Origin of the sequence: Candidatus Nitronereus thalassa, from assembly GCF_032191465.1 — a bacterium.
Taxonomy (GTDB): Bacteria; Nitrospirota; Nitrospiria; order Nitrospirales; family UBA8639; genus Nitronereus; species Nitronereus thalassa.
On sequence record NZ_JAQOUE010000001.1, the window covers coordinates 1,088,138 to 1,109,933 of the forward strand.

Sequence of the window (21,796 nt, forward strand, 5' to 3'; positions counted from 1 at the left end):
TGCGTCATGACACACCCGGCTATCAGCCGACGGTTGAGGCATGTCAGCCACCGATTAAAGGTTCACTTGCATGAGTTCCTTGAGAATCTTCACGTGGTGGTTTCTGGTGGGATCGCTCATGGCGGCAGCCGTAATTCTCATCCAAGGTGGCATACGCGACATCATGCTCACCGGAGAACCGTTGTGGGACATCAAACTCATCGAATTGATTACGCCGATCTTCGGAGGAGGCATCTTAGGTGGTTGTATTGCTTTAATCCTTAATCGTATTCGCAAACCTGATTCATAAAAAGGGGTACGTAGGGCATGGATATTCAAATCGGGGCACATCTGTATCGCAACACTGACGGAACCATTGAAATCGAGGGCGCATTGCAAATAGAAATTGATATACGCGGAAATGGGACTCCACCTCGACTGAATTTCGCCATATTCGACGGAGGAGGAAAACTTCCGGCAAAGATCATGAATAGCGTGTTTACCATTAACGAAAGCAACGCCTATGCTTTGGAAAAAACCCCCGACAGCATCGTTGTGACGCATCCAGGATCTGGGAGAGAAGTCCTGAACCTTGCCGTGGAATCTGAAAAGAAGGTCATTATTTCCAGAGGAGAATTCGCCACTCTCAAGGGCCATACCATTAAAATTAGCCCTGAGGAATGGACTATCGAAAAAACCACAGTGAAGGAAGGCGAAACAGATATGAAAGGAAAATCAGCGTGCCTGGGATGAATGGAAATGCGTAATCCTGGAGACATCGGGAAGGGGAAAATTCTGTTCTTTCCACAAGGATTACGGATAGGGCGCTACGGATCATGTTTCTAAATTTCTGCCGCCGGAGCATTCCGTGTCCCTTCACACACCGAACACACCTGAGGAGCAATTCCCTCACTGACTCGAGCCGGTCCCAAAGCAAACTTCGGATCCAACGCCACAACATCGGCGCCTTGATATGTCCATAATCGCCCACACTTCGGGCAGCAAAACCACATAGTATAGCCAGGCCAATCGCGATCTCGCGTTCCCATTAACCCTACATTCTCCTAAACAGGCGTGTTCTTAAGCTGAAGTTTCCCGCCAACAAACATCTTAGGCATCCACATCAAACACCTCTCGAATCTTTGACTCCAGACTCCCCAACCAGTCTTCGAAAGGCTCATCAGCATCTACAACTATTTCTAACTTGCCATTACTCAGCTTGCGAACCACACCTGGAGATTCCGCCCCCAATGGAATTTCCACCCATTCCCGATTAATCTCCAACTCATCCGTCAATTCCAAAATTTTATTGATTTGCTGAAACGACACGGCATCCGACATAGACTTAAGCCTCGCTGTAAATTTCAATTCAACCCGTCAAATTTTAGGAAGCCCTTCCACTCGTGTCAATGATGGCAAACGAAGTATCACCAAGAGAATTAAGGAAGTGACTGGGAACACAACCTCACGAATTATCCAGAAGGCATACTTACGCAGAAAGAACGGAGCCCAAATTTTGTGCAGCTTTTTCTATATCCACACCATCCACATCCAGATGTGTAACCGCACGAAACACTCGATCTCCCATCGCATTTAACAGCACCCCCGCCTCTTTGAATGCCTGCAACAATTCTGGAGTCGATCGGTCACTTCGAACGACCTCAAACACCACAATATTGGTTTCCACCCGATCCGGATCGACAAACACGGTGGGGATTTGCTGGAGCTGAAGGGCAAACTGTTTCGCATGTTCATGATCTTCCTTAAGACGGGAAATATTATGTTCCAACGCAAAGAGGCCCGCTGCAGCTAAAATGCCGACTTGCCGCATTCCGCCGCCAAACATTTTCCTCAAACGACGTAGCTTTTCAATATTCTCCAGCGTCGAAACGATCATTGACCCTACCGGCGCACCCAACCCTTTGGACAAACAAAATGAAACAGTATCAAAATATTGGGCATATTCAGCCGCCGAAATCCCTGATGCGACGACCGCATTGAATAACCGCGCGCCATCTAAGTGGCAGGCCACACCTTGCGCTTTAGCCCAGGAGGTCAGGGTTTCAATGGTCTTGAGGGGGTAGACCGATCCCCCGCCGACATTATGGGTTTGCTCAAGACACAACAATGTGGTGCACGGGTTGTGTACATTTTTTGAACGCCACGCAGCCTGAACTGGGTTCAAGGCAAGAATGCCTCGATCCCCAGGCACACAACTGAGTTGCACTTGAGATAACGCCGATGCCGACCCACCTTCAAACCGAATAATATGTGAGGAACTTTCAACGATGACTTCATCACCGGATCGTGTATGAAGCTTGATGGAGAGTTGGTTCGCCATCACTCCGGTCGGGACAAACAACCCGGCCTCTTTACCAAGGAGTTGCGCCGCGGTTGCCTCCAAGCGGTTGACCGTGGGATCCTCACCATAGACATCATCGCCAACCTCAGCCTGGACCATTGCCTCTCGCATGGCCTGAGAAGGTTGAGTGACCGTATCACTGCGAAGATCTATCATGACTATTGCCTCAATATTCCAAATACAGTTACAAGTTTCTCTTCATTCATTTTACGGGAAGCCCAGAGGGAGGACAACACAGATTTCCCATGTCGCATAGAACGTTACTCATTACTGGGGGTTCTGGCTATCTAGGGTCACAACTCATTCGCATGGCCAAACATTGTGACGTCCACGCGACATTTTTTCAGCACGAACCAAGTCCCAATTCCACCGCCACCTTTCACCAGTGCGACTTACGGGAACACGAAGAGGTCGAGACTCTGCTGACTAAAGTACGCCCGGCCGTTATTATTCACACCGCTTGCTCCAATCAAAATCAAACAAATCTTGAATCCATTCGTCCTTCGGCCTTGAACCTGGCCAAGGCTGCCCTAAGAATTAACGCGCGATTCATTCACGTTTCCACGGACCTCGTATTCGATGGACAACACGGTCCCTACTCAGAAGACTCCCAACCATCTCCATTTTTGGAATATGGATTAGCCAAAGCCCAAGCCGAAGATTTGGTGAAGAACCACAACCCTAACGCACTCATCGTGCGCCCTTCATTGATTTACGGCATCGATCCTATCGACCACCAAACACGATGGCTAGTCCAAGGAATAAAAGAAAACCGAAAAGTCACGCTGTTCACCGATGAAATCCGCTGCCCTATTTGGGTCAACACTTTATGCCTCGCCCTGTTAGAATTAGCGGAAATCACAGAGATTGGAATATTGCATCTTGCTGGGAATCAAGCGCTAACCCGATGGGAATTTGGCCAAGCCATGTTGGCCATGCTGAAGATGGACACACCGCCCAATGTCGTGCCCTTAACGATCAAAGAATCTGGCTTGGTTCGCCCAAAAAACTTGATGTTGAATATTAACAAGGCAAACCAGCTCTTGAACACTCCGATGCTTTCCGTGTCCGAAGTGTCCCAGCAACTCAGTCGAAAAGCGTAACTCCATGCTTGACCAACTCCACTTGGATAGAATTTGAAGAAATCGGTCCCTCCCGCAATATTCGAGGACGACCAACCAGACTCAGCAGTGTCGAAGGCCTCCCTCCCGGTGATGGGCCGCGGTCCAAGATCAAATCAATCTCTCCCCCAAACTCACGTAACACCTCTTGTGGATGAGACAGCGCAGGAAAGCCAGTGCGATTCGCACTTGTCCCAGTGAGCGGTCCCGTCGTACAAAGTATTGAACGCAAGACCTCATTCCCTGGACAACGCACACCGATCGTTTCCCCTTCTCCAAGAAGGGGTGGAGGAAGGCCAGGCTTAGCATGAAAGATACAGGTCAAAGGTCCAGGCCAAAAACGATTTAAGAAAGAATCAGCCCACGGGGGCAGGGATATCACTAAGGATTTCATCTGACGTCGCTCGCCGATTAACACCAACAGCGGCTTATCAGCGGGTCGGCCTTTTATTTCAGCCACACGTTCAACCGCAGAGACCGATCGAACCGAGGCCGCCAGCGCGTAAAAACTTTCGGTAGCCACGGCAAGGATGCCATCTTGTTCCGCGCACTGGCGCACTTCCTCAAGAAAATCGGATGAAAGGGGGAAAGGAACTGGAAGGATGTTGGCCACAAGGCCCTTTGAAGTGGAAATAGATTATTATAGAGCGCGGTTTGCGATATCTCTGCGAAAATACTGCCCATCAAATCGAATCGAGGCTAAGGCTTCGTACGCCTCACGCTGGGCTTGAGCCAGATTCATACTGACTGCCGTCACTCCAAGCACTCGACCACCGGAAGTCACCAACTGATCGCCTTTCCATGCGGTCCCGGCATGAAACACGGTTGAGCCACCAGTGACCAAGGAATCGGGAATCCCGGAAATGGGGAGCCCCGTGGAATACTTTCCTGGATACCCACTAGAACTCATGACCACACATACGGCAGAATCCTCCGACCACTCAATGGATAACTGTTCCAATCGATGTTCAACCACAGCTTCTAACACATCGACCAAATCCGTTTTGAGTAACGGCAACACCACCTGCGTTTCCGGATCACCAAATCGGGCATTGAATTCGAGCACATACGGGATGCCATCCTTGACCATCACCCCGGCATACAGCACCCCAAAAAACGGGCTTCCCACACGAGAGAGCCCTTCAATGGCAGGATACATCACCTCGCGCATGATCGTATATCGAAGGGCTGGAGTCGCTAACGGTGCTGGGGCATAGGCACCCATACCGCCAGTATTGAGACCTGTATCCCCCTCCCCAATCCGCTTGTGATCTTGAGCCGCAAGCATCGGCACGACAGTTTTGCCGTCGGCAAAGGCCATGAGCGTCACTTCTTCCCCTTGAATATATTCTTCGATGATGACCCGTTGTCCCGCCTCTCCAAAGGCATGGCGCTCCAACATATTCTTGACTGCATCCTTGGCCTCCTCATGCGTTTGCGCCACAACCACGCCCTTTCCCTGCGCCAACCCGTCGGCCTTGACCACGATCGGCATAGACCGAGATTCGAGGTATTCTAATGCCGGACTAATCTGCTCAAACGTTCTGGATTCAGCGGTAGGAATACGTTGACGAATCATCAAGTCTTTCGCAAACGCTTTACTCGACTCAATGCGTGCTGCGTTTTTTGTGGGACCAAAGACTTTGAGTTTGTGTCGACGAAACAAATCAGCAATGCCCAGCGCCAAAGGTGCTTCAGGACCAACCACCGTAAGGTCAACCTGCTCGTCCTCGGCGAACTTTTGCAATCCAGGCAAATCATCCGCAGCAATCGGTACACAGGTGGCTTGCTGACTAATACCGGCATTACCTGGGGCACAAAAAAGCTTGGTCACACGAGGGCTTTGAGCCAACTTCCAGACCAGGGCATGCTCCCGCCCTCCACTGCCAATCACAAGGATTTTCATAATATTGAGTGATGAAAAATATTGTCTTTATAGGCTCTAGAAATAAAAACAGGACTTAGAAAATTTTATGAAGCAAGGCGGCAGCCGTAAAGAGGTTGAGGCGCAAGGGTAAGTACGGGAGCCCTCTGAGCGCCAACGGCTCCAAGCCTATGAGCCCGAAGACCGAACCCCCAACTGGCGAGGATTATTCTACGTCCGGTCAATGACGGAAATGCCGCATCCCCGTCATAATCATCGCCACATTCTGTTCATCTGCAGCCTTCACCAACTCCTCGTCACGAATGCTGCCTCCGGGTTGAATCACCGCCTTGATGCCGGCCTTGACTGCGGCATCTAGCCCATCCCTGAAGGGGAAAAACGCATCAGAGGCCATGACGCATCCTTCAATCGGCAGATTCGCTTTCATCTCAGCGAGCTTGACCGAATCCACTCGGCTCATTTGTCCGGCCCCGATTCCCACGGTCTGCGTGTCATTGGCAAACACTATGGCATTGGACTTCACATGTTTGCACACCTTCCAGGCGAACGCACAAGCCGCATATTCGGTATCGGTCGGAGATCGTTTTGTCGGGACTTTTAAGGTTTTCAAATCGGGGAGGCCCCCCAAATCACGGTCTTGTAAAATCAAGCCACCGACGAGTTTTTTCAAATCATACCCATCACGGGCTTGGCTTTGGAGCGAACCCACTTCTAACAATCGTAAATCCTTCTTTCGCTGCAATTCCTCCAGTGCATCCTTGGCAAATTCCGGAGCAATTAGCACCTCCACAAAGGTGGAAGTCACTTCTTTCGCCATAGCCAAATCTACAGGTCGATTACACGCAATCACACCGCCAAAGGCCGAGATGGGATCGGTCTCTCTCGCTTTCACATAGGCGTCGACTGATGAACCGCCAATCGCCACGCCACAAGGATTATTGTGTTTGATGATCACTACCGCGGTTTCACCAAACTCCTTAGCCAATTCCAGTGCCGAGTTAGCATCCAAGTAATTGTTATAGGACATGGCCTTGCCGTGTAGCTGCCTCGCACCGGAAATGGAGGGTTCGCTGGACCCAAGCTCGCGGTAAAATGCCCCTTCCTGATGCGGGTTTTCCCCATACCGCAAGATTTCCGCCCGTTCATAGCTAAGAGACAGTCGGGCTGGAAATTTTTCCACAGCACCCTCACCATTCTGCTGGCTTAAATAATTGGCAATCAAACCGTCATAGCGCGAAGTATGCTGAAACACCTTTTGGGCGAGCTCACGGCGAAGCCCAGCAGAGACGTTTTCGGCTTTCAACGCATCCAACACTCGTCCGTAATCACTTGGATCTACGACGACCAATACATCCTCGTGATTCTTTGCAGCCGATCGCAACATGGAGGGACCACCAATATCAATATTTTCAATAGCATGTTCAAAGGTACAATCGGGCTTGGCAATCGCCGACTCAAACGGATAAAGATTGACCACCACCACATCGATGGGCGCAATGCCTTGCTCCTGCATTTGTTTCACATGATCAGCCTTTCCCCGGCGTCCCAATAATCCACCGTGAATCTTGGGATGCAGGGTCTTGACCCGTCCTTCCAAAATTTCCGGAGAACCGGTATGGGAGGACACGTCAGTGACCTCAAGGCCCGCATCACGCAGGGCTTTGGCCGTTCCACCCGTGGAAAGAATTTTGGCTCCTAAGGCGCTTAATCCCTTGGCAATCTCCACGACTCCAGTCTTATCAGACACACTAATTAATGCATGGTTCAATCCGCCCATCGTGATTCCCTTTATGATTAAATTGGCTTGAAAATGAGTAAAAACGAAGAGGCGTAGCTTACCAAATGCAGGAGGGTAAGTTCAACGAAGATGGAAGCGAAGTAAACAGGCTAAAAGTGGTGGATAACGGCAATGGGTAAAGTATTGCGTTTCTGAGAAAGATGCCCCTATTCTAGAGAACCAAAAGTTCCTGCAAATTATCTGGAAGAGCATGCCATGGAGTTGCAACTGCAGGATTTACCCACATGGAAGTCCGCTAAATAGCCAAACATCATTTTCAATCACCCCCATGCCATCCTCACAGGGAAACACTCCAGATGATTACCGCACACTCATTCGCCAAATGGCCCAAGGTCAAGAAACCGCCCTGGTAGAGTTTTATCGCATTTTTGAACAGAAAATATATGCATTTGCGAAAATTCGCTTAAACGATTCTCAGGAGGCCTCCGACTTACTTCATGAAGTCATGTGGGAAGTCTGGCGAAGCGCGGGACGATTTGAAGGGCGTTCGTCGGTTTCAACCTGGGTATTTGGGATTGCCCACCACAAGGTCATTGATCGAATCCGTCAGGCGAATAAGCACAAAACCGAAACGCTGGAAGGAATACATGCGACAGAATCCGAGGAGGATTTGGAGGCCCTGTTGACCCAAAAACAAATGGGCGAACATATACGTTGGTGCATAGAGATGCTATCTGATGATCAGAGACAGGTTGTCCACCTCGCATTTTATGAAGGTCTGCCCTACAGAGAAATTAGTAAAATCGTTGATAGTCCTGAAGGCACTGTGAAAGCCAGAATGTTTCATGCCAAACAGGCATTAAAGCGTTGCATGTCCAGGCGACTCAAATAAAGGTCTCCCACCAAATGAACCTCGACCCTCTTCAACCATCCTCGCATCCTGACGAACTATTGCCCTGGTATGTAAACCAGACACTGTCGTCTCAAGAACACGACAAGGTGAAAAACCATATCGGTGACTGCCCCCGATGCCAGAAAGAAATCGACTTACTCCAATCCATGCGGAAACAAGTACAGGATACGCCTTTTGATTCACCGGGAGAGGTCGGACTTCAACGACTGCTCTCAGAGGTCAAGAAAGAACAGGCCGGGATTCAGGACCTGCCAACTCTTCCCTCTCATAAACGATGGAAGGCTTGGGCCATCGCCGCCTCATTTATTATTACCGTGCAGGCTGGCCTATTAATGGACGCGTATTTTTTATCAAAACCCTTAGTCCCCTTGTCGGGGCCACAAAGGGAAGGTATCGTCTTGCAAATCTCCTTCATCCCCACAGCCACGGAAGAGGAAATTCGAACAACCTTACTAAACATCCATGGAAGCATTATTGATGGGCCTGGACAACTAGGTATTTATCGGGTCCGTCTTGACATTCACCCTAACACCCCAAAAATCATCGAAGAGACTATGGAATTCCTTCAAACACAAACAGCGGTCATTCGACATGTGGCCAAAGAATAAACGGCTGTGGTGAACCATATGATCAGATCCATCACCCTCCTCTGCCTTGGAGGTGCGCTAATTTTTGTGAGAACTTCCTGCGCCCCGGGGCCAACCAGCTCCTCTCCCTCGACCCTTTCGCCTAATATCATCCAACAGGCCGGTATTGATCTCGAACAACTTGAACCGAACGAGGTGTGCGTGATCAATACCAATCTAGAAGAGACGCAAGAGGTGGACAAATTTGCCTCGGCCCAGGGATACATCAAAAAGAAGCGTCGCATCCTTGAGAATCTCGGCGTCATCATGAGTATTTTTCAAGTACCACCTGGTCTAACAGTGAACCAAGGTATTGCGGAATTTCGTCAGGCGTTTCCTACATTCCCCATCGATGCCAACCATCGCTATCACATTCAAGGAATTCACCACGATTTTGACATCCTCCGTTACGGGCACCTTCTGGTGGGTTGGGATAAAGAAGCCCTTCGCTGCACTGCCACTCCACTCTTCATTGGTATGATTGATACCGGCATAGAAAGCACTCATCCCTTCCTGCAGCCCCATAACATTCACAGGCAATCTTTTCTTCAAGAGAACACGGTCATTGCGCCAACGACTCATGGCACAACCGTGGCCATTCAATTAGTAGGGCAGAGTGATTCAACTACTCATGGGTTATTGCCCCATGCGGTTCTCTTTGTGGCTGAAACATTTCGGGAACGGCACCCCAACCAAATTATTGAGGCCACCACCTGGGGTATTGTGCAAGCACTAGATTGGCTCATCTCGAAAAAGGTTCATGTCATAAATATGAGCCTCGGTGGGCCCAATAATGCCTTACTGGCCTTTGCCGTTCACTATACGTTAGAACAAAACATTTCCATCATCGCGGCTGCGGGAAATTTGGGACCGGATGGACAAGCGGTCTATCCGGCAGCCCAAGAAGGCGTAATTGCCGTTACGGCATTGGATGCCAAACTCAATCCGTATCTGCATGCCAATCGCGGAAATTATATAATGTTGGCCGCCCCAGGGGTTGATATTTGGGTGCCAGACGGAAAAGGACCCGGGCTCTTTCATTCAGGCACGTCCTTCGCAACACCCTTTGTAACGACAGCTGCCGCCGTCCTCAAACTGGCTCATGCTCAATGGACGCCAGCCCAAATCGCCAAGCAACTCGCCAAAGATGCTGTCGACCTGGGGGAAGCTGGCAAAGATCATATTTTTGGTTGGGGTCTTGTCCAAATTTCTAAACACTGCTAATCCCAGTTCATCGTTTCACACCTCTCTCATTTCAGTTTCTCAGCGATCGCTCTCCTCTGCTATTCGTCATCTTTCTGCGACAGCTCGCCCGTGACATCCTTCAAGGTAGCAAAAAGGATGATTTCCTTATTGGCCGTCTAGGCCCAGATATCATGTAGAGGAAAAAAGGAAACGTTTTTTTGGGTGGCGGCACATTGGAATAGGACCATGCCAACATCGCTGCTTCCCATTGAAAGGAAAGCACTGCTTCTTATGGCTTGGAGGTCGCAGGTTTCGAAGCTGGAGGATTGGTCAGAATACCGTTGGAAGAAATGGGAATAGAACTGGGATGAGGGTCCGCACGATAAATACCTTCGGTGCCATCATCAAGTCGGGCATAAAACACGATTTGCCCGGCGTCATTGAATCCCCGATTGGAGAAGACTGGACCATCAATAATTTTCGTCCCAAGGAGCAGGTCCCTCGTTTTAATCACGACATCCGTCGTGGGATTGGGACCAGCAAAGATCCCTGTGATCTCTCCATCCAGAAGGGCGCTAAACACCACCTGCCCTTGATTATTCACGGCATGGGAACTCAGAAGGTCTAAAAAAGGACCTTGCGTAGAAGCCAACACCGTCACCTTCCCGTCCTCAATGGCCACAAGATGTTTGGCCACCCAATCATCTTGTGGTTCGGAAGCGGTTTGCACCACCACCATCCCATGGTCATTAATGACCGGTCGGTAAAAAAGAAAATATTGCTTATCGCCATCAGTGAGGAGAGTGGTGGTCTTGCCATCACTCACATAGACTTTACTGCCCGTGGAAAACGCGACATGACCTACATTGTTCAGGGATAACATGCCAATTTGGTTATTCTGCGATTCTGGAACGGGAATGGGCCTGCCCCCATTTCCTAGAAATATTTGCCTGCGCTCCCTACGCCCCTTGGACTTTTTACCTTTAAAGGCAAGAGTGCCCCCATTGTTAATGACCAAATCCCCAAGATCCTCAAAGTCTTTATTGCTATAGAGGAAATCCCCGGGGACATCGGTGCCACGGGAATACCCGAAATCACCACTTGGCCGGCTTCCAAGAAACACGACTTGGCCGTTACTACTAACGGCGGGCGTTCCGCGAAACGCATCAAAATGTTCAGAAGTATTGGCAATCTGGGTGGTCACTGACCCATCGGACTTAAAAATTCCCTGTCCTCCGCCTACTAAATTCGCCCGGAACAAAACCATCCCTTGCTCATCAATGGATGTTGATAAGTGGAATTCGCGAAACACTCCACCTCGGGTGTCGGCGATCTTGGTGAATTGATAGGGCGCAGGATGTTCTTGGGGAAAAGAGAAGTGCCAGAACCCTGGGACTGCCGCACACAACAGGCCGCATACACCAATGAGTTTCATAGCTCGTCGCTTTCTTGGATTGGGTACTTGGGAAGACTCAGTGGGTGAGAGCTTCCGGGTGGTTGATGTTTCCACCTGCAGGTGTTCCACGTACAAACTCCATTAAGACCTATCCCTTTTTCAGGGACGATTCGGGTTCGCCATGAAGGTCGGGGTAACTGTGGGCAAGACTTTTTTCCTCGTCGCGCCATGCTAAGAACAATTCTACTGAACAATGAGTAAACTTATTCGAAATTATCATTCCTTTGTCTGTATTTATTATGTATTCCATCGGTTCCCGAAAACCGAACCTAAAGGGCTACGGACCATCTATTGGCTTAAATCCTCAAGAACTTTGAGAAAGCCTTTGGGTCCATACGGCAAGACCATTGTTCCCGCCAATTTATGCTGGTTCAATCATCACAAACCGGGGAGTAGCCTTCCCTTCTATGAATACAGTTTCCATGAACATCGACTTAGGTCTCACCCATAAGCCTCGCTCTCCATACAAGGCTCGGTACACGACGACTTCTTCCTCGGTTTCAGTATGCCGCGCACAACCGATTACCTGATATTCCTTCCCTTTATAATGTCGGTACCGACCAGGTTGAAGAGGCAGAGACATATTCATTTTGCGTATCCGAAGTTGGCATCTCGTTTAAGCATTTCCCTTTTTACGAAATACGGACGCCGAGATACTAGAAACCATGTTTTCATCCCCTTCTTTCCCCTCCCGGCATTAACCGCAGTAAGGCACAGGTTCGCTCACCCAAGTGATATTCCTCCCCTCCCTTATGCAGCGGCCCACGCTTGTTGCATTCCGCCAGGGAAGTATCAAAGATGAGCTCCCATCGAACCCCTTTCTTATGAGCTGGCAGGGTAAAAGAAATTGGCTCGTGATAGGCATTGAGCAACAACAGAAATGTGTCATCGTAAATGGCACACCCTTTGGCATCCACTTCTTCGATGGCATCACCGGATAAACGTAAGCCCAAGGAACGAAATCCCTTTCCCCATTCTTCATCCATCATTTCCTTACCGTCGGCATGGAACCAGGAAATATCCTTCACTTCTGAACCCTGAATTCGGCGCCCTTGGAAAAACCTCCGGCGTTGAAACACCGGGTGATTCGTCTTGAGTTGAATCAGGCGTTTGGTGAATTCCAATAAATGCTGGTTATTCTTCGTCAAGGTCCAGTCAAACCAACTGACCTCGTTATCCTGACAATAGGCATTATTATTGCCCTGTTGGGTTCGACCCAACTCATCCCCACCGCTAATCATCGGAACACCTTGAGAAAGAAGCAGAGTCGCTAAAAAGTTTCGCTTTTGTTTTTCTCGAACCTCATTGATTTGTGGATCGTCAGTGGGGCCTTCCACCCCACAATTCCAGCTCAGATTATGATCATGCCCATCGCGATTATCTTCACCATTCGCGGAATTATGCTTATGATTGTACGACACCAAATCGTGAAGAGTGAAACCATCATGAGCTGTGACGAAATTAATGCTTGCATACGGTTGCCGCCCACTGGCGCTATACAGATCACTGCTCCCTGAGAGCCGATGCGCCATCTCTCCAAGAACGCCGCCATCTCCCTTCCAATAACTCCTGATGGTATCTCGATATTTACCATTCCATTCCGCCCATCCTGGCGGAAAATTTCCCACCTGATATCCGCCTTCGCCTAAATCCCAGGGTTCGGCGATCAACTTCACTTGAGACAACACGGGATCTTGGTGGATGATATCGAAGAATGCACTCAGCCGATCCACATCATGTAACTCCCTCGCCAAGGCCGAGGCCAAGTCAAAACGAAATCCATCCACATGCATTTCTAGCACCCAATATCGCAGGCTATCCATGATGAGTTGGAGCGTCCGAGGATGCCGCACATTCAGGGTATTCCCACATCCAGTATAGTCCATGTAATACCGTTCCTTGTGAGGAACTAACCGATAATACGCAGCATTATCCACGCCACGGAAACAGAGAGTGGGACCTAAATGATTGCCTTCACCCGTGTGGTTATAGACTACGTCTAAGATCACTTCGATCCCGGCACTATGTAATGTTTTGACCATGGTTTTAAATTCATAGACTTTTCGCCCTTGTTCCGGAAACGACGAATAGCGAATGTCCGGAGCGAAGAATCCAATGGAGTTATAACCCCAATAGTTGGTCAACCCCTTTTCGGTAAGATATTGATCATTCACAAAGTGATGAATAGGAAGAAGTTCAACGGCCGTGACTCCAAGCGATTGTAAATAATCAATCATGGGAGGAGACGCCAAACCTGCATAGGTTCCGCGCAGTTGCTCGGGAACATCAGGGTGCCGCATCGTAAAACCTTTGACATGGACTTCATAGATCACGGTTTTAGACCAGGGCGTATTTAGCAATTGATCTCCGCCCCACGTGAAGGCTTGATCAATCACCACGCATTTTGGCACATTGCCTGCGTTATTCCGCTCATCAAAAGAGAGATCCTCCTTGGGGTCTCCGATTCGATAGCCAAACATCGCATCCGACCATTTCACCACACCTGTCAGTGCTTTGGCATAGGGATCAATCAACAGCTTGGATGGATTAAACCGGTGGCCGGCTTGCGGTTCATAGGGACCATGAACACGATACCCATATAATTGGCCTGGTCGGACTTCCGGCAAATACACATGCCAGACGAGATCGGTGCACTCTTCCATGCGAATCCGGTGACTCTCTTGATCTTGGTGCTCATGATCGAATAAACACAGCTCCACCGCAGTTGCGTTTTCAGAAAACAGCGCAAAGTTAACGCCTTCGCCATCCCACATCGCGCCTTGGGGATAGGGCCGTCCTGGCCACACTCTCATACGTATCATCCTTTCAATGGAAGGAAACTGTTTCAGAAAAGGGAGCAAACTATACGCTGGAACACCCAAGTCCGCAATAATAATGGTTTAGGGAAAAACCTGTAGACATAAGCAATCAATTTGTTATCATTTATCGCGTCTTGACGCACTCATCACATTCCCGTAAAGCACGACTTATGTCAACGTTGAAATCTTCTTCCACCCACCACACACCTTGGGCTCTCGACTTGGGTGCCACCACTCTGGACTCCACTACGGTACAATTTCGCGTCTGGGCTCCGATGGCTCAACGCGTGAGCGTGAAATTTTTCACCCAATCTTTGAAACCCCATTTGCTCAAAAAAGATAAGGAAGGCTATTGGGAGGCTAAAGTCGCTGGAGTGAAACCAGGAACGACGTATAAGTATGTCATCGATGACGAGCTGGAGCGTCCCGATCCCGCCTCACGTTATCAACCCGAGGGAGTGCATGGTCCGTCACAGATCATTTCTCCTCAGAACTTTTCTTGGAATGATCAGGGTTGGAAGGGACTTCCTCTGGAAGAATACATCATTTATGAATTACATGTAGGCACCTTTACCCCGAGCAGCACGTTTGATGGAGTGTGCACTAAACTCTCCTACCTTCGTGACCAAGTCGGAGTGACGGCGATTGAATTGTTGCCGGTAGCGCAATGTCCGGGTCTACGCAACTGGGGGTATGACGGAACCTATCTCTTTGCACCGCAATCCAATTTTGGCGGCCCCGAAGGATTAAAACGCTTAGTCGATGCCTGCCACGCTCAGGGCCTCGCCGTTATCATGGATGTGGTCTACAACCACCTCGGGCCTGAAGGAAATTATCTAGGCTCGTTTGGCCCTTACTTTACCGACACCTACAAAACACCATGGGGGAGCGCCATTAACTATGACGGTCCATACAGTGATGCCGTCAGACAATTTATCATCAGCAACGCTCTCTTTTGGGTGACGGAATACCACATCGACGCCCTTCGACTTGATGCCATTCATGGAATTTTCGATTTTAGCGCCAAACATATACTTCAGGAGTTAGGGGAAGCCGTTCATGCGGAAGCACAACACTTAGGACGTGCTATACACGTGATCGCTGAAAGCGATCTCAATGATTCAAAGATCATTGCTCCTCTCAACAAAGGTGGCTATGGACTCGATGGCCAATGGAGTGATGATTTCCATCATGCTCTACATTGCCTCCTCACAAAAGAGAAGAAGGGCTACTACGAAGATTTCGGGAAACTCAGCCAACTCGTCAAAGCCATCAAAGAGCGCTTTGTGTACTCCGGCCAATATTCCGTACATCGCAAACGGCGTCACGGAAATTCCGCAAAAATTGTCGCCCCCACACAATTTGTCGTGTTTTCCCAAAATCACGACCAGGTCGGCAATCGGGCTCAAGGTGAACGGTTATCGACTCTCATTCCTTTCGAGGCGCTGAAAGTCACAGCAGCAGCAGTCCTGCTTTCTCCAAATATTCCACTCTTATTCATGGGTGAAGAATATGGCGAGACCTCACCATTTCTATATTTCATCGATCACGGTGACGAAGGCCTGATAGAAGCGGTCCGGCAAGGACGGAAATCAGAATTTGCCGCCTTTGGGTGGACGGAAGTTCCTGATCCCTATGCGCAATCAACCTTCGACAAATCTCGGCTTCAGTGGGACAAGCCACAATCAGAGGAACAACAATTTCTACAACAGTGGTATCACGCCTTGATAGAACTGAGAAAATCTATTCCCGCCCTTGGACCAGGACAAAAAAAAGATTCGATAAAAGTTTGGGCCAATCAAAAAGCCAAAGTCCTTACCATTCATCGAACAGGTCAATCTGGGCCTGAGGCACTCATCTTGCTTAGCTTAAACCAAAACGTCATAAAAACTGGCATCGCCAAGCCTGAAGGCAAATGGACCCTCATTCTATGTTCAAATTCTCAAAAGTTCGGAGGGCAACAGAACAGCAAGCTTTTAAATACCCTTCAAGTACCGTCGGAGTCATTGGCGTTAGAACTTCCACCTTACGCCGTATGGGTTTATACTAATTCGTGATGAAAACATGTTCCACCTTGAACTCTGGAGAGCATGGCGTCCCTCTGGTATTTTGGATAACCGCCCTATTTACAAGTGATCAACAATTATCTGGCATCACCCTTACTTGCAACCCTTAATTTATTTTTCGTGGTCAACGTGACTGTCTTCCTCTGGGAGTGGTCAAAGAATCATTGACCAAGGAGGCCTTTTACCCATGTCCCCTGACTCCCTCGACAATGATCCACTCTGGTATAAAGATGCCATCATCTATGAGTTGCATGTTCGGGCTTTTGCGGACAGCAATGCCGATGGGATTGGCGACTTTCGAGGACTCACGAAACGACTCGACTATCTTCAAGACCTTGGCGTCACGGCAGTCTGGCTCCTCCCCTTTTGCTTGTCGCCACTAAAAGACGACGGCTACGACATTTCAGATTATACGAATATTAATCCTTCCTACGGCACTCGCCGAGACGTTCAAGCATTTGTGCGGGAGGCCCATCGGCGTGGCTTGAGAGTCATTACCGAACTCGTCGTCAACCACACCTCGGATCAACATCCCTGGTTTCAACGCGCCCGCAAAGCTCCAGCCAACAGTAAATGGCGAAATTTTTACGTATGGAGTGAGTCGCCAGAAAAGTACAAAGGCACTCGGATTATCTTTAAAGATACCGAACTCTCCAACTGGTCCTGGGATCCAGTCGCCAAAGCCTATTATTGGCATCGCTTTTTTTCCCATCAGCCGGATTTAAACTTTGAAAACCTAGACGTCCAAAAAGCGCTCCTGCAGGTCATGGAGTTTTGGTTGGATATGGGTGTGGATGGGCTTCGCTTGGATGCCGTCCCTTACCTCTACGAAGAAGAAGGGACAAGCTGTGAAAATCTACCTCAAACCCATGCATTCTTAAAAAAGCTTCGCAAGCAAATCGACAAAAAATATAAAAATCGTATGTTGCTCGCTGAGGCCAACCAATGGCCTGAAGACGCCGCCGCCTATTTTGGGGATGGCGATGAATGCCACATGAATTTCCATTTCCCTCTTATGCCACGACTATTCATGGCTATCCAAATGGAAGACCGATTTCCCATTATTGACATTTTGGACCAGACACCCACGATTCCAGAGAGTTGCCAATGGGGGCTGTTTCTTCGAAATCACGACGAGTTGACCTTGGAAATGGTCACGGATGAAGAACGCGACTATATGTACCGCATGTTTGCTCATGATCGCCAAGCACGAATCAACTTGGGTATTCGCCGTCGCCTAGCCCCACTCTTGGGCAATGACCGAAAGAAAATTGAGTTAATGTACAGCTTGCTCTTCACCATGCCTGGAACGCCGGTCATTTATTACGGTGAAGAATTCGGCATGGGCGATAACTTTTATCTCGGTGATCGGAACGGGGTACGTACACCCATGCAATGGAGCGCGGATCGCAACGCGGGGTTCTCACAAGCCAATCCGCAAAAATTGTATCTTCCCATTATCATGGACCCGGAATATCACTACGAAGCCTTGAATGTTGAAATTCAACAAAACAATTCTCAATCACTCCTCTGGTGGATGAAGCGAACACTGTCACTTCGCAAACAGTACAAAAGTTTTGGCCGCGGAACTATTCAGTTCCTGCATCCTGCGAATCGGAAAGTCTTGGTGTTCCTTCGCCAATACGAGGACGAGACCATTCTCGTCGCCGCCAATATGTCGCGCTACGCGCAATGCGTAGAATTAGACCTCGCCCAATTCAAAGGGATGATCCCGACTACCTTATTCGGACATAATAAATTTCCGCCCATCGGTGATTTACCATATTTCCTCACGCTCTCCGGCCACACTTTCTATTGGTTTCTGCTGGAAGCTCCAACCACAGAAGGCACGACAACCGGCCTTTCTACGGATACCTTGCCAGCATTGACCATAATCCATGAATGGGATGCGTTGACTCGTGGACGGGAAAAATCTCGCCTGGAACGCATTCTCCCCTCCTACCTCAAGGCGCGACGTTGGTTTGGTGGAAAAGCCCGCATGATCCAAAGCACAACTATCTCGGAGGTCGTACCAATCCCAAGTGACAATCCTGTCGCTGTCTTATGTTTTGTGAAGGTGGAGTACACCGAAGGTGAAGCCGAATCATACATTTTACCCTTGGCCTTTGCCTCATCCAGTCAACCCACACATTTTGAAGATACCCCTGCAGCCATTGCCCACGTTACGATTCAAAATAAAGGCCATCAACAAGAAGGGTTGCTTTATGATGGAGTGTGGAGCCAAGAATTTCTTAAATTACTAGTGAGCAACCTTTCCAAAAATCGAAGAGTCAGTGGCCCGAAGGGGGACCTGGTCACGACATCGATCAAAACGTTTCGGCGGCGACTCCAGCAAGAGGGCCCCACGCTAGAACCCACTCTTCATCGAGGAGAGCAAAGCAACACTTCCATTATCTTTGGCAACCAATTCATTTTAAAAATATTTCGGCGGGCGGAAACCGGCATGAACCCCGATGGAGAAATCGGACGGTTTCTCACGGAAAAACAATTTCCCCACACGGCTCATGTGGCTGGACTGCTCGAATATCAACCGGATATGGGGGATCCCACGACAGTAGGAATTTTACAATGCTTTGTCCCTAATGAAGGCGATGCCTGGCGATTTACGTTGGATGAAATCGGACGATATTTTGAAAACGCCTTGACCCAACCGCCACTGGACCCATCCTCTCCCGCTCTATCCCGCAAGCCGCTGCTCCAATTACTCCATGATCCCATTCCTGATATTGCCGAGGAAATGATCGGGGGTTACCTGGAAGAAGCCCGCTTGCTCGGCCAGCGAACAGGTGAACTCCATGTCACGTTGGCTTCGGACATGGAAGATCCAAATTTCATTGCGGAGGCCTTTACAGATTTTTACCGACGCGGGTTGTATCAAAGTATGATTGGATCGATCTCTCAAAACTTTCCTTTATTAAAACAACAACTCAAAACCCTACCCGAGTCGATTCAACCGCTTGCCAAACAAGTGGCCACGTTGGAATCCACGATTCGCAAACAGTTCCTTCCCATTCGCGACCTCAAGATTACCGCGAAACGGATTCGGATTCATGGGGATTATCACCTCGGCCAAGTGCTCTACACGGGCAAAGATTTTTTGATTATCGATTTTGAGGGAGAACCAGCACGGCCACTGAATGTGCGCCGACTCAAAGAATCCCCCCTCAGGGATGTGGCAGGCATGTTGCGGTCATTTCATTACGTCGCCTATGCCTCATTGATAGGAAAAGTCTCCGGTATTCGTCCTGAAGACTTTGCCGTATTGGAGGCTTGGGCTAAACTCTGGCAAACATGGGTCAGCGCCACATATCTAAAGGCATACTTGACAACCACGGCGGAAACAGACTTTCTGCCAAAAACCCAGCAAGAACTTCAGCGGCTCCTCGATGCGTATACTCTCCAAAAGGCCGTGTATGAACTTGGCTACGAACTGAATAATCGCCCCGATTGGTCCAGGATTCCGCTCGAAGGCATCATGCAGATTATTGACTCATCGAACACCTAAGAAGGAATATTCCAGCCATGAGCCATCCTCCACAACACTTTCAGAGTATTATCATTGAGCATGTGAATCCTGAGATTAATGGCGGACGGTATCCCATCAAACGAGAAGTCGGAGACCGACTCGAAGTCTCAGTGGATATTTTCAAGGAGGGGCATGATCTCATTGGAGCCGTCTTACGACATAAAAAGACGAGTGAAGCCGATTGGCAGGAAACTCCCCTTCAGCATATCAATAATGACCGATGGGCAGGTAGTATTGAGCTTACGGAGAACACGCGATACCTCTACACGATCGGAGCCTTTGTTCGAACTTTTGCAAGTTGGCGAGAGGAACTTGAAAAAAAGCAGGGTGTACAAGACGATCTCAGTAGCGAATTATTAGAAGGCCAGGCCCTTCTTCAGGCTGCGGTTGCCTATTGTAAAGATCCCACAAAAGGTACATTACAAAAATGGCTCACGAAATGGACAACTCAACAAGGGCAGGAAGCCATCATCGCCATTGCCTTGAATGAAGAGTTGTCGACTTTAATGGATCGACATGAGGAACGGCATGCCTGGGCAGTGTACCCTCGAGAACTTGAAGTCATTGTGGATCGCGTCCGAGCACGATATGGAGCTTGGTATGAAATTTTCCCCCGATCCCAGGGCACCCAACCAGGAAAAGGCACGACCTTTCGCGAGTGCGAAGCTCGCCTTCCTTATATTAGGGACATGGGATTTGATGTCTTATACCTCACCCCCATTCATCCGATCGGGACAACCAATCGCAAAGGTCCCAACAATAGTCTAAAGGCTGGCCCCAACGACCCTGGGAGCCCCTATGCCATTGGCAGTACCCATGGTGGGTATGATGCCATCGAGCCCAGCCTTGGCACATTGGACGACTTTGATCATTTTGAAAAGGCCGTTCGCGCCCATGGGATGGAATTGGCGCTCGATTTTGCCATCAATGCCTCCCCCGATCATCCCTATGTGAAGTCGCATCCCGAATGGTTCAAGCAACGGCCGGATGGTACAATTAAATATGCAGAAAATCCTCCAAAGAAATATGAAGACATTTATGCCCTCGATTTTTATTGCCAGGATTGGCGTGCCATTTGGGAAGAACTCAAACGAGTCATTCTGTTCTGGGTCAGCCATGGGGTCAAAATCTTTAGAGTGGACAATCCCCATACCAAACCCGTGCCGTTTTGGGAATGGCTCATTCAAGAAATCCAAGCCGTGCACCCCGATGTCATCTTTCTCGCCGAGGCGTTTACACGACCCAAGATGATGCGCGTCCTGGCCAAAGCCGGCTATACCCAATCCTACACTTATTTCACGTGGCGAAATTTCAAACAGGAAATGACAGAATATTTAGTCGAACTCACCCAAAGTGAAATGAAAGAATATTTCCGACCAAATTTTTTCACCTGCACGCCGGACATCCTTCCAGAAATCCTTCAGCAGGGCGGCCCTCCGGCTTTCAAATTTCGAGTCGTGCTCGCCGCCACGCTATCACCGACGTATGGAATTTACAGCAGCTATGAGTTGTGTGAAAACCGGGCATTGCCTGGCAAGGAGGAATATCTCGACTCTGAGAAATATGAAATCAAAGCGTGGGATTGGGATCGACCAGGCAACATCCGGGACTATATCACCAGACTCAATCAAATTAGAAAAGATAATCCAGCGCTTCACGATTTCGAAAATCTTCGATTTTATCAAGCGGATAATGACCACATCATATTCTATGGAAAAAGCACCATTGATAAATCAAACATCTTGCTAATTGCCGTCAATATGAATCCCTATCAAACCCAAGAGGCGGTTCTGCATATCCCCATTGAGGAATTTGAAATTAGCCACAATGACACCTATCAACTTCACGAACTCTTGTGGGGAACCTATCACCTGGTCAAAGGGTCATTCTATACCATTCGACTTGATCCACAGGAGAACCCGGCCGTCATCTTTGCTGTACGTCGCTGGAGTCGCAAGGAACAAGACTTTGATTACTTTTTATAATAAAAATGAGGGATTTCTCTCGCCGGATGATGAATTGATGTCGAGAAAAAGCTCCTATTCAGATTCAACGGAAACACGCCAATGGCTGCATACACAGGTTCGGGGAAAAAGCAC

General features: G+C 49.0%; 18 protein-coding genes. 9 read left to right on the forward strand and 9 right to left on the reverse strand.

The annotated features are described in order from the left end of the window. Positions 1–70: 70 nt before the first annotated feature. Positions 71–289, forward strand: a complete 219-nt coding sequence (locus PPG34_RS04960) for a hypothetical protein (RefSeq protein WP_313832037.1) — start codon at positions 71–73, stop codon at positions 287–289. 17 nt (positions 290–306) lie between these two features. Further along, positions 307–732 carry a hypothetical protein gene (locus PPG34_RS04965; protein WP_313832038.1) on the forward strand — a complete coding sequence of 142 codons (426 nt, stop codon included), beginning with the start codon at positions 307–309 and terminating at the stop codon, positions 730–732. 89 nt (positions 733–821) lie between these two features. Here PPG34_RS04965 and PPG34_RS04970 read toward each other — a convergent pair whose 3' ends face one another. The 3 genes from PPG34_RS04970 to ltaE form a co-directional block, all read right to left on the reverse strand. Continuing rightward, on the reverse strand, positions 822–1,028 hold the full coding sequence (locus tag PPG34_RS04970) for a hypothetical protein (RefSeq protein WP_313832039.1): 207 nt from the start codon (positions 1,026–1,028) through the stop codon (positions 822–824). Between the two features lie 61 nt (positions 1,029–1,089). Next, entirely contained in the window at positions 1,090–1,320 is a 231-nt protein-coding gene (locus PPG34_RS04975; protein WP_313832040.1) for a hypothetical protein, read from the reverse strand. Between the two features lie 148 nt (positions 1,321–1,468). Continuing rightward, a complete protein-coding gene (gene ltaE / locus PPG34_RS04980; protein ID WP_313832041.1) occupies positions 1,469–2,497 on the reverse strand; it encodes a low-specificity L-threonine aldolase in 1,029 nt (342 codons plus the stop codon). Between the two features lie 89 nt (positions 2,498–2,586). On the opposite strand from ltaE, the gene PPG34_RS04985 reads away from it, so the two are divergent. Further along, positions 2,587–3,444: an SDR family oxidoreductase gene (locus PPG34_RS04985; RefSeq protein WP_313832042.1), complete on the forward strand. Its 858-nt coding sequence runs from the start codon at positions 2,587–2,589 to the stop codon at positions 3,442–3,444. Here PPG34_RS04985 and PPG34_RS04990 read toward each other — a convergent pair. The 3 genes from PPG34_RS04990 to purH all read right to left on the reverse strand — a co-directional run bounded on the left by PPG34_RS04990 (position 3,428) and on the right by purH (position 7,124). Further along, the gene (locus PPG34_RS04990; RefSeq protein WP_313832043.1) at positions 3,428–4,075 is read right to left on the reverse strand and encodes an L-threonylcarbamoyladenylate synthase; all 648 of its coding nucleotides are present in this window, start codon (positions 4,073–4,075) and stop codon (positions 3,428–3,430) included. The genes PPG34_RS04985 and PPG34_RS04990 overlap by 17 nt on opposite strands. Positions 4,076–4,102: 27 nt before the next feature. Continuing rightward, complete coding sequence (purD, locus tag PPG34_RS04995) at positions 4,103–5,356, reverse strand: phosphoribosylamine--glycine ligase (protein WP_313832044.1); 1,254 nt, start codon at positions 5,354–5,356, stop codon at positions 4,103–4,105. A 211-nt stretch (positions 5,357–5,567) separates the two neighbouring features. Beyond that, entirely contained in the window at positions 5,568–7,124 is a 1,557-nt protein-coding gene (gene purH, locus PPG34_RS05000; protein ID WP_313832045.1) for a bifunctional phosphoribosylaminoimidazolecarboxamide formyltransferase/IMP cyclohydrolase, read from the reverse strand. 289 nt (positions 7,125–7,413) lie between these two features. On the opposite strand from purH, the gene PPG34_RS05005 reads away from it, so the two are divergent. Genes PPG34_RS05005 through PPG34_RS05015 form a run of 3 tightly spaced genes read left to right on the forward strand, consistent with a single transcriptional unit; the run spans position 7,414 to position 9,848 of the window. Beyond that, positions 7,414–7,977 carry an RNA polymerase sigma factor gene (locus PPG34_RS05005; RefSeq protein WP_313832046.1) on the forward strand — a complete coding sequence of 188 codons (564 nt, stop codon included), beginning with the start codon at positions 7,414–7,416 and terminating at the stop codon, positions 7,975–7,977. A gap of 14 nt (positions 7,978–7,991) precedes the next feature. Then, a complete protein-coding gene (locus PPG34_RS05010; protein ID WP_313832047.1) occupies positions 7,992–8,606 on the forward strand; it encodes an anti-sigma factor family protein in 615 nt (204 codons plus the stop codon). An 18-nt stretch (positions 8,607–8,624) separates the two neighbouring features. Beyond that, a complete protein-coding gene (locus PPG34_RS05015) occupies positions 8,625–9,848 on the forward strand; it encodes a S8 family serine peptidase (protein ID WP_313832048.1) in 1,224 nt (407 codons plus the stop codon). Between the two features lie 250 nt (positions 9,849–10,098). On the opposite strand, the gene PPG34_RS05020 is transcribed toward PPG34_RS05015, so the two are convergent. From PPG34_RS05020 to glgX, 3 genes are all read right to left on the reverse strand, one after another. Next, entirely contained in the window at positions 10,099–11,334 is a 1,236-nt protein-coding gene (locus PPG34_RS05020; protein ID WP_313832049.1) for a hypothetical protein, read from the reverse strand. A gap of 292 nt (positions 11,335–11,626) precedes the next feature. Then, positions 11,627–11,842 (reverse strand): DUF1653 domain-containing protein, encoded by a 216-nt coding sequence (locus tag PPG34_RS05025; protein WP_420888085.1) that lies wholly within the window; start codon positions 11,840–11,842, stop codon positions 11,627–11,629. Positions 11,843–11,936: 94 nt separating this feature from the next. Beyond that, on the reverse strand, positions 11,937–14,078 hold the full coding sequence (gene glgX / locus PPG34_RS05030) for a glycogen debranching protein GlgX (protein ID WP_313832051.1): 2,142 nt from the start codon (positions 14,076–14,078) through the stop codon (positions 11,937–11,939). A gap of 176 nt (positions 14,079–14,254) precedes the next feature. On the opposite strand from glgX, the gene treZ reads away from it, so the two are divergent. From treZ to PPG34_RS05045, 3 genes are all read left to right on the forward strand, one after another. Continuing rightward, the gene (gene treZ / locus PPG34_RS05035) at positions 14,255–16,141 is read left to right on the forward strand and encodes a malto-oligosyltrehalose trehalohydrolase (protein ID WP_313832052.1); all 1,887 of its coding nucleotides are present in this window, start codon (positions 14,255–14,257) and stop codon (positions 16,139–16,141) included. A 196-nt stretch (positions 16,142–16,337) separates the two neighbouring features. Next, on the forward strand, positions 16,338–19,676 hold the full coding sequence (treS, locus tag PPG34_RS05040; protein ID WP_313832053.1) for a maltose alpha-D-glucosyltransferase: 3,339 nt from the start codon (positions 16,338–16,340) through the stop codon (positions 19,674–19,676). A 17-nt stretch (positions 19,677–19,693) separates the two neighbouring features. Beyond that, on the forward strand, positions 19,694–21,682 hold the full coding sequence (locus PPG34_RS05045) for an alpha-1,4-glucan--maltose-1-phosphate maltosyltransferase (protein WP_313832054.1): 1,989 nt from the start codon (positions 19,694–19,696) through the stop codon (positions 21,680–21,682). Positions 21,683–21,796 lie beyond the last annotated feature (114 nt).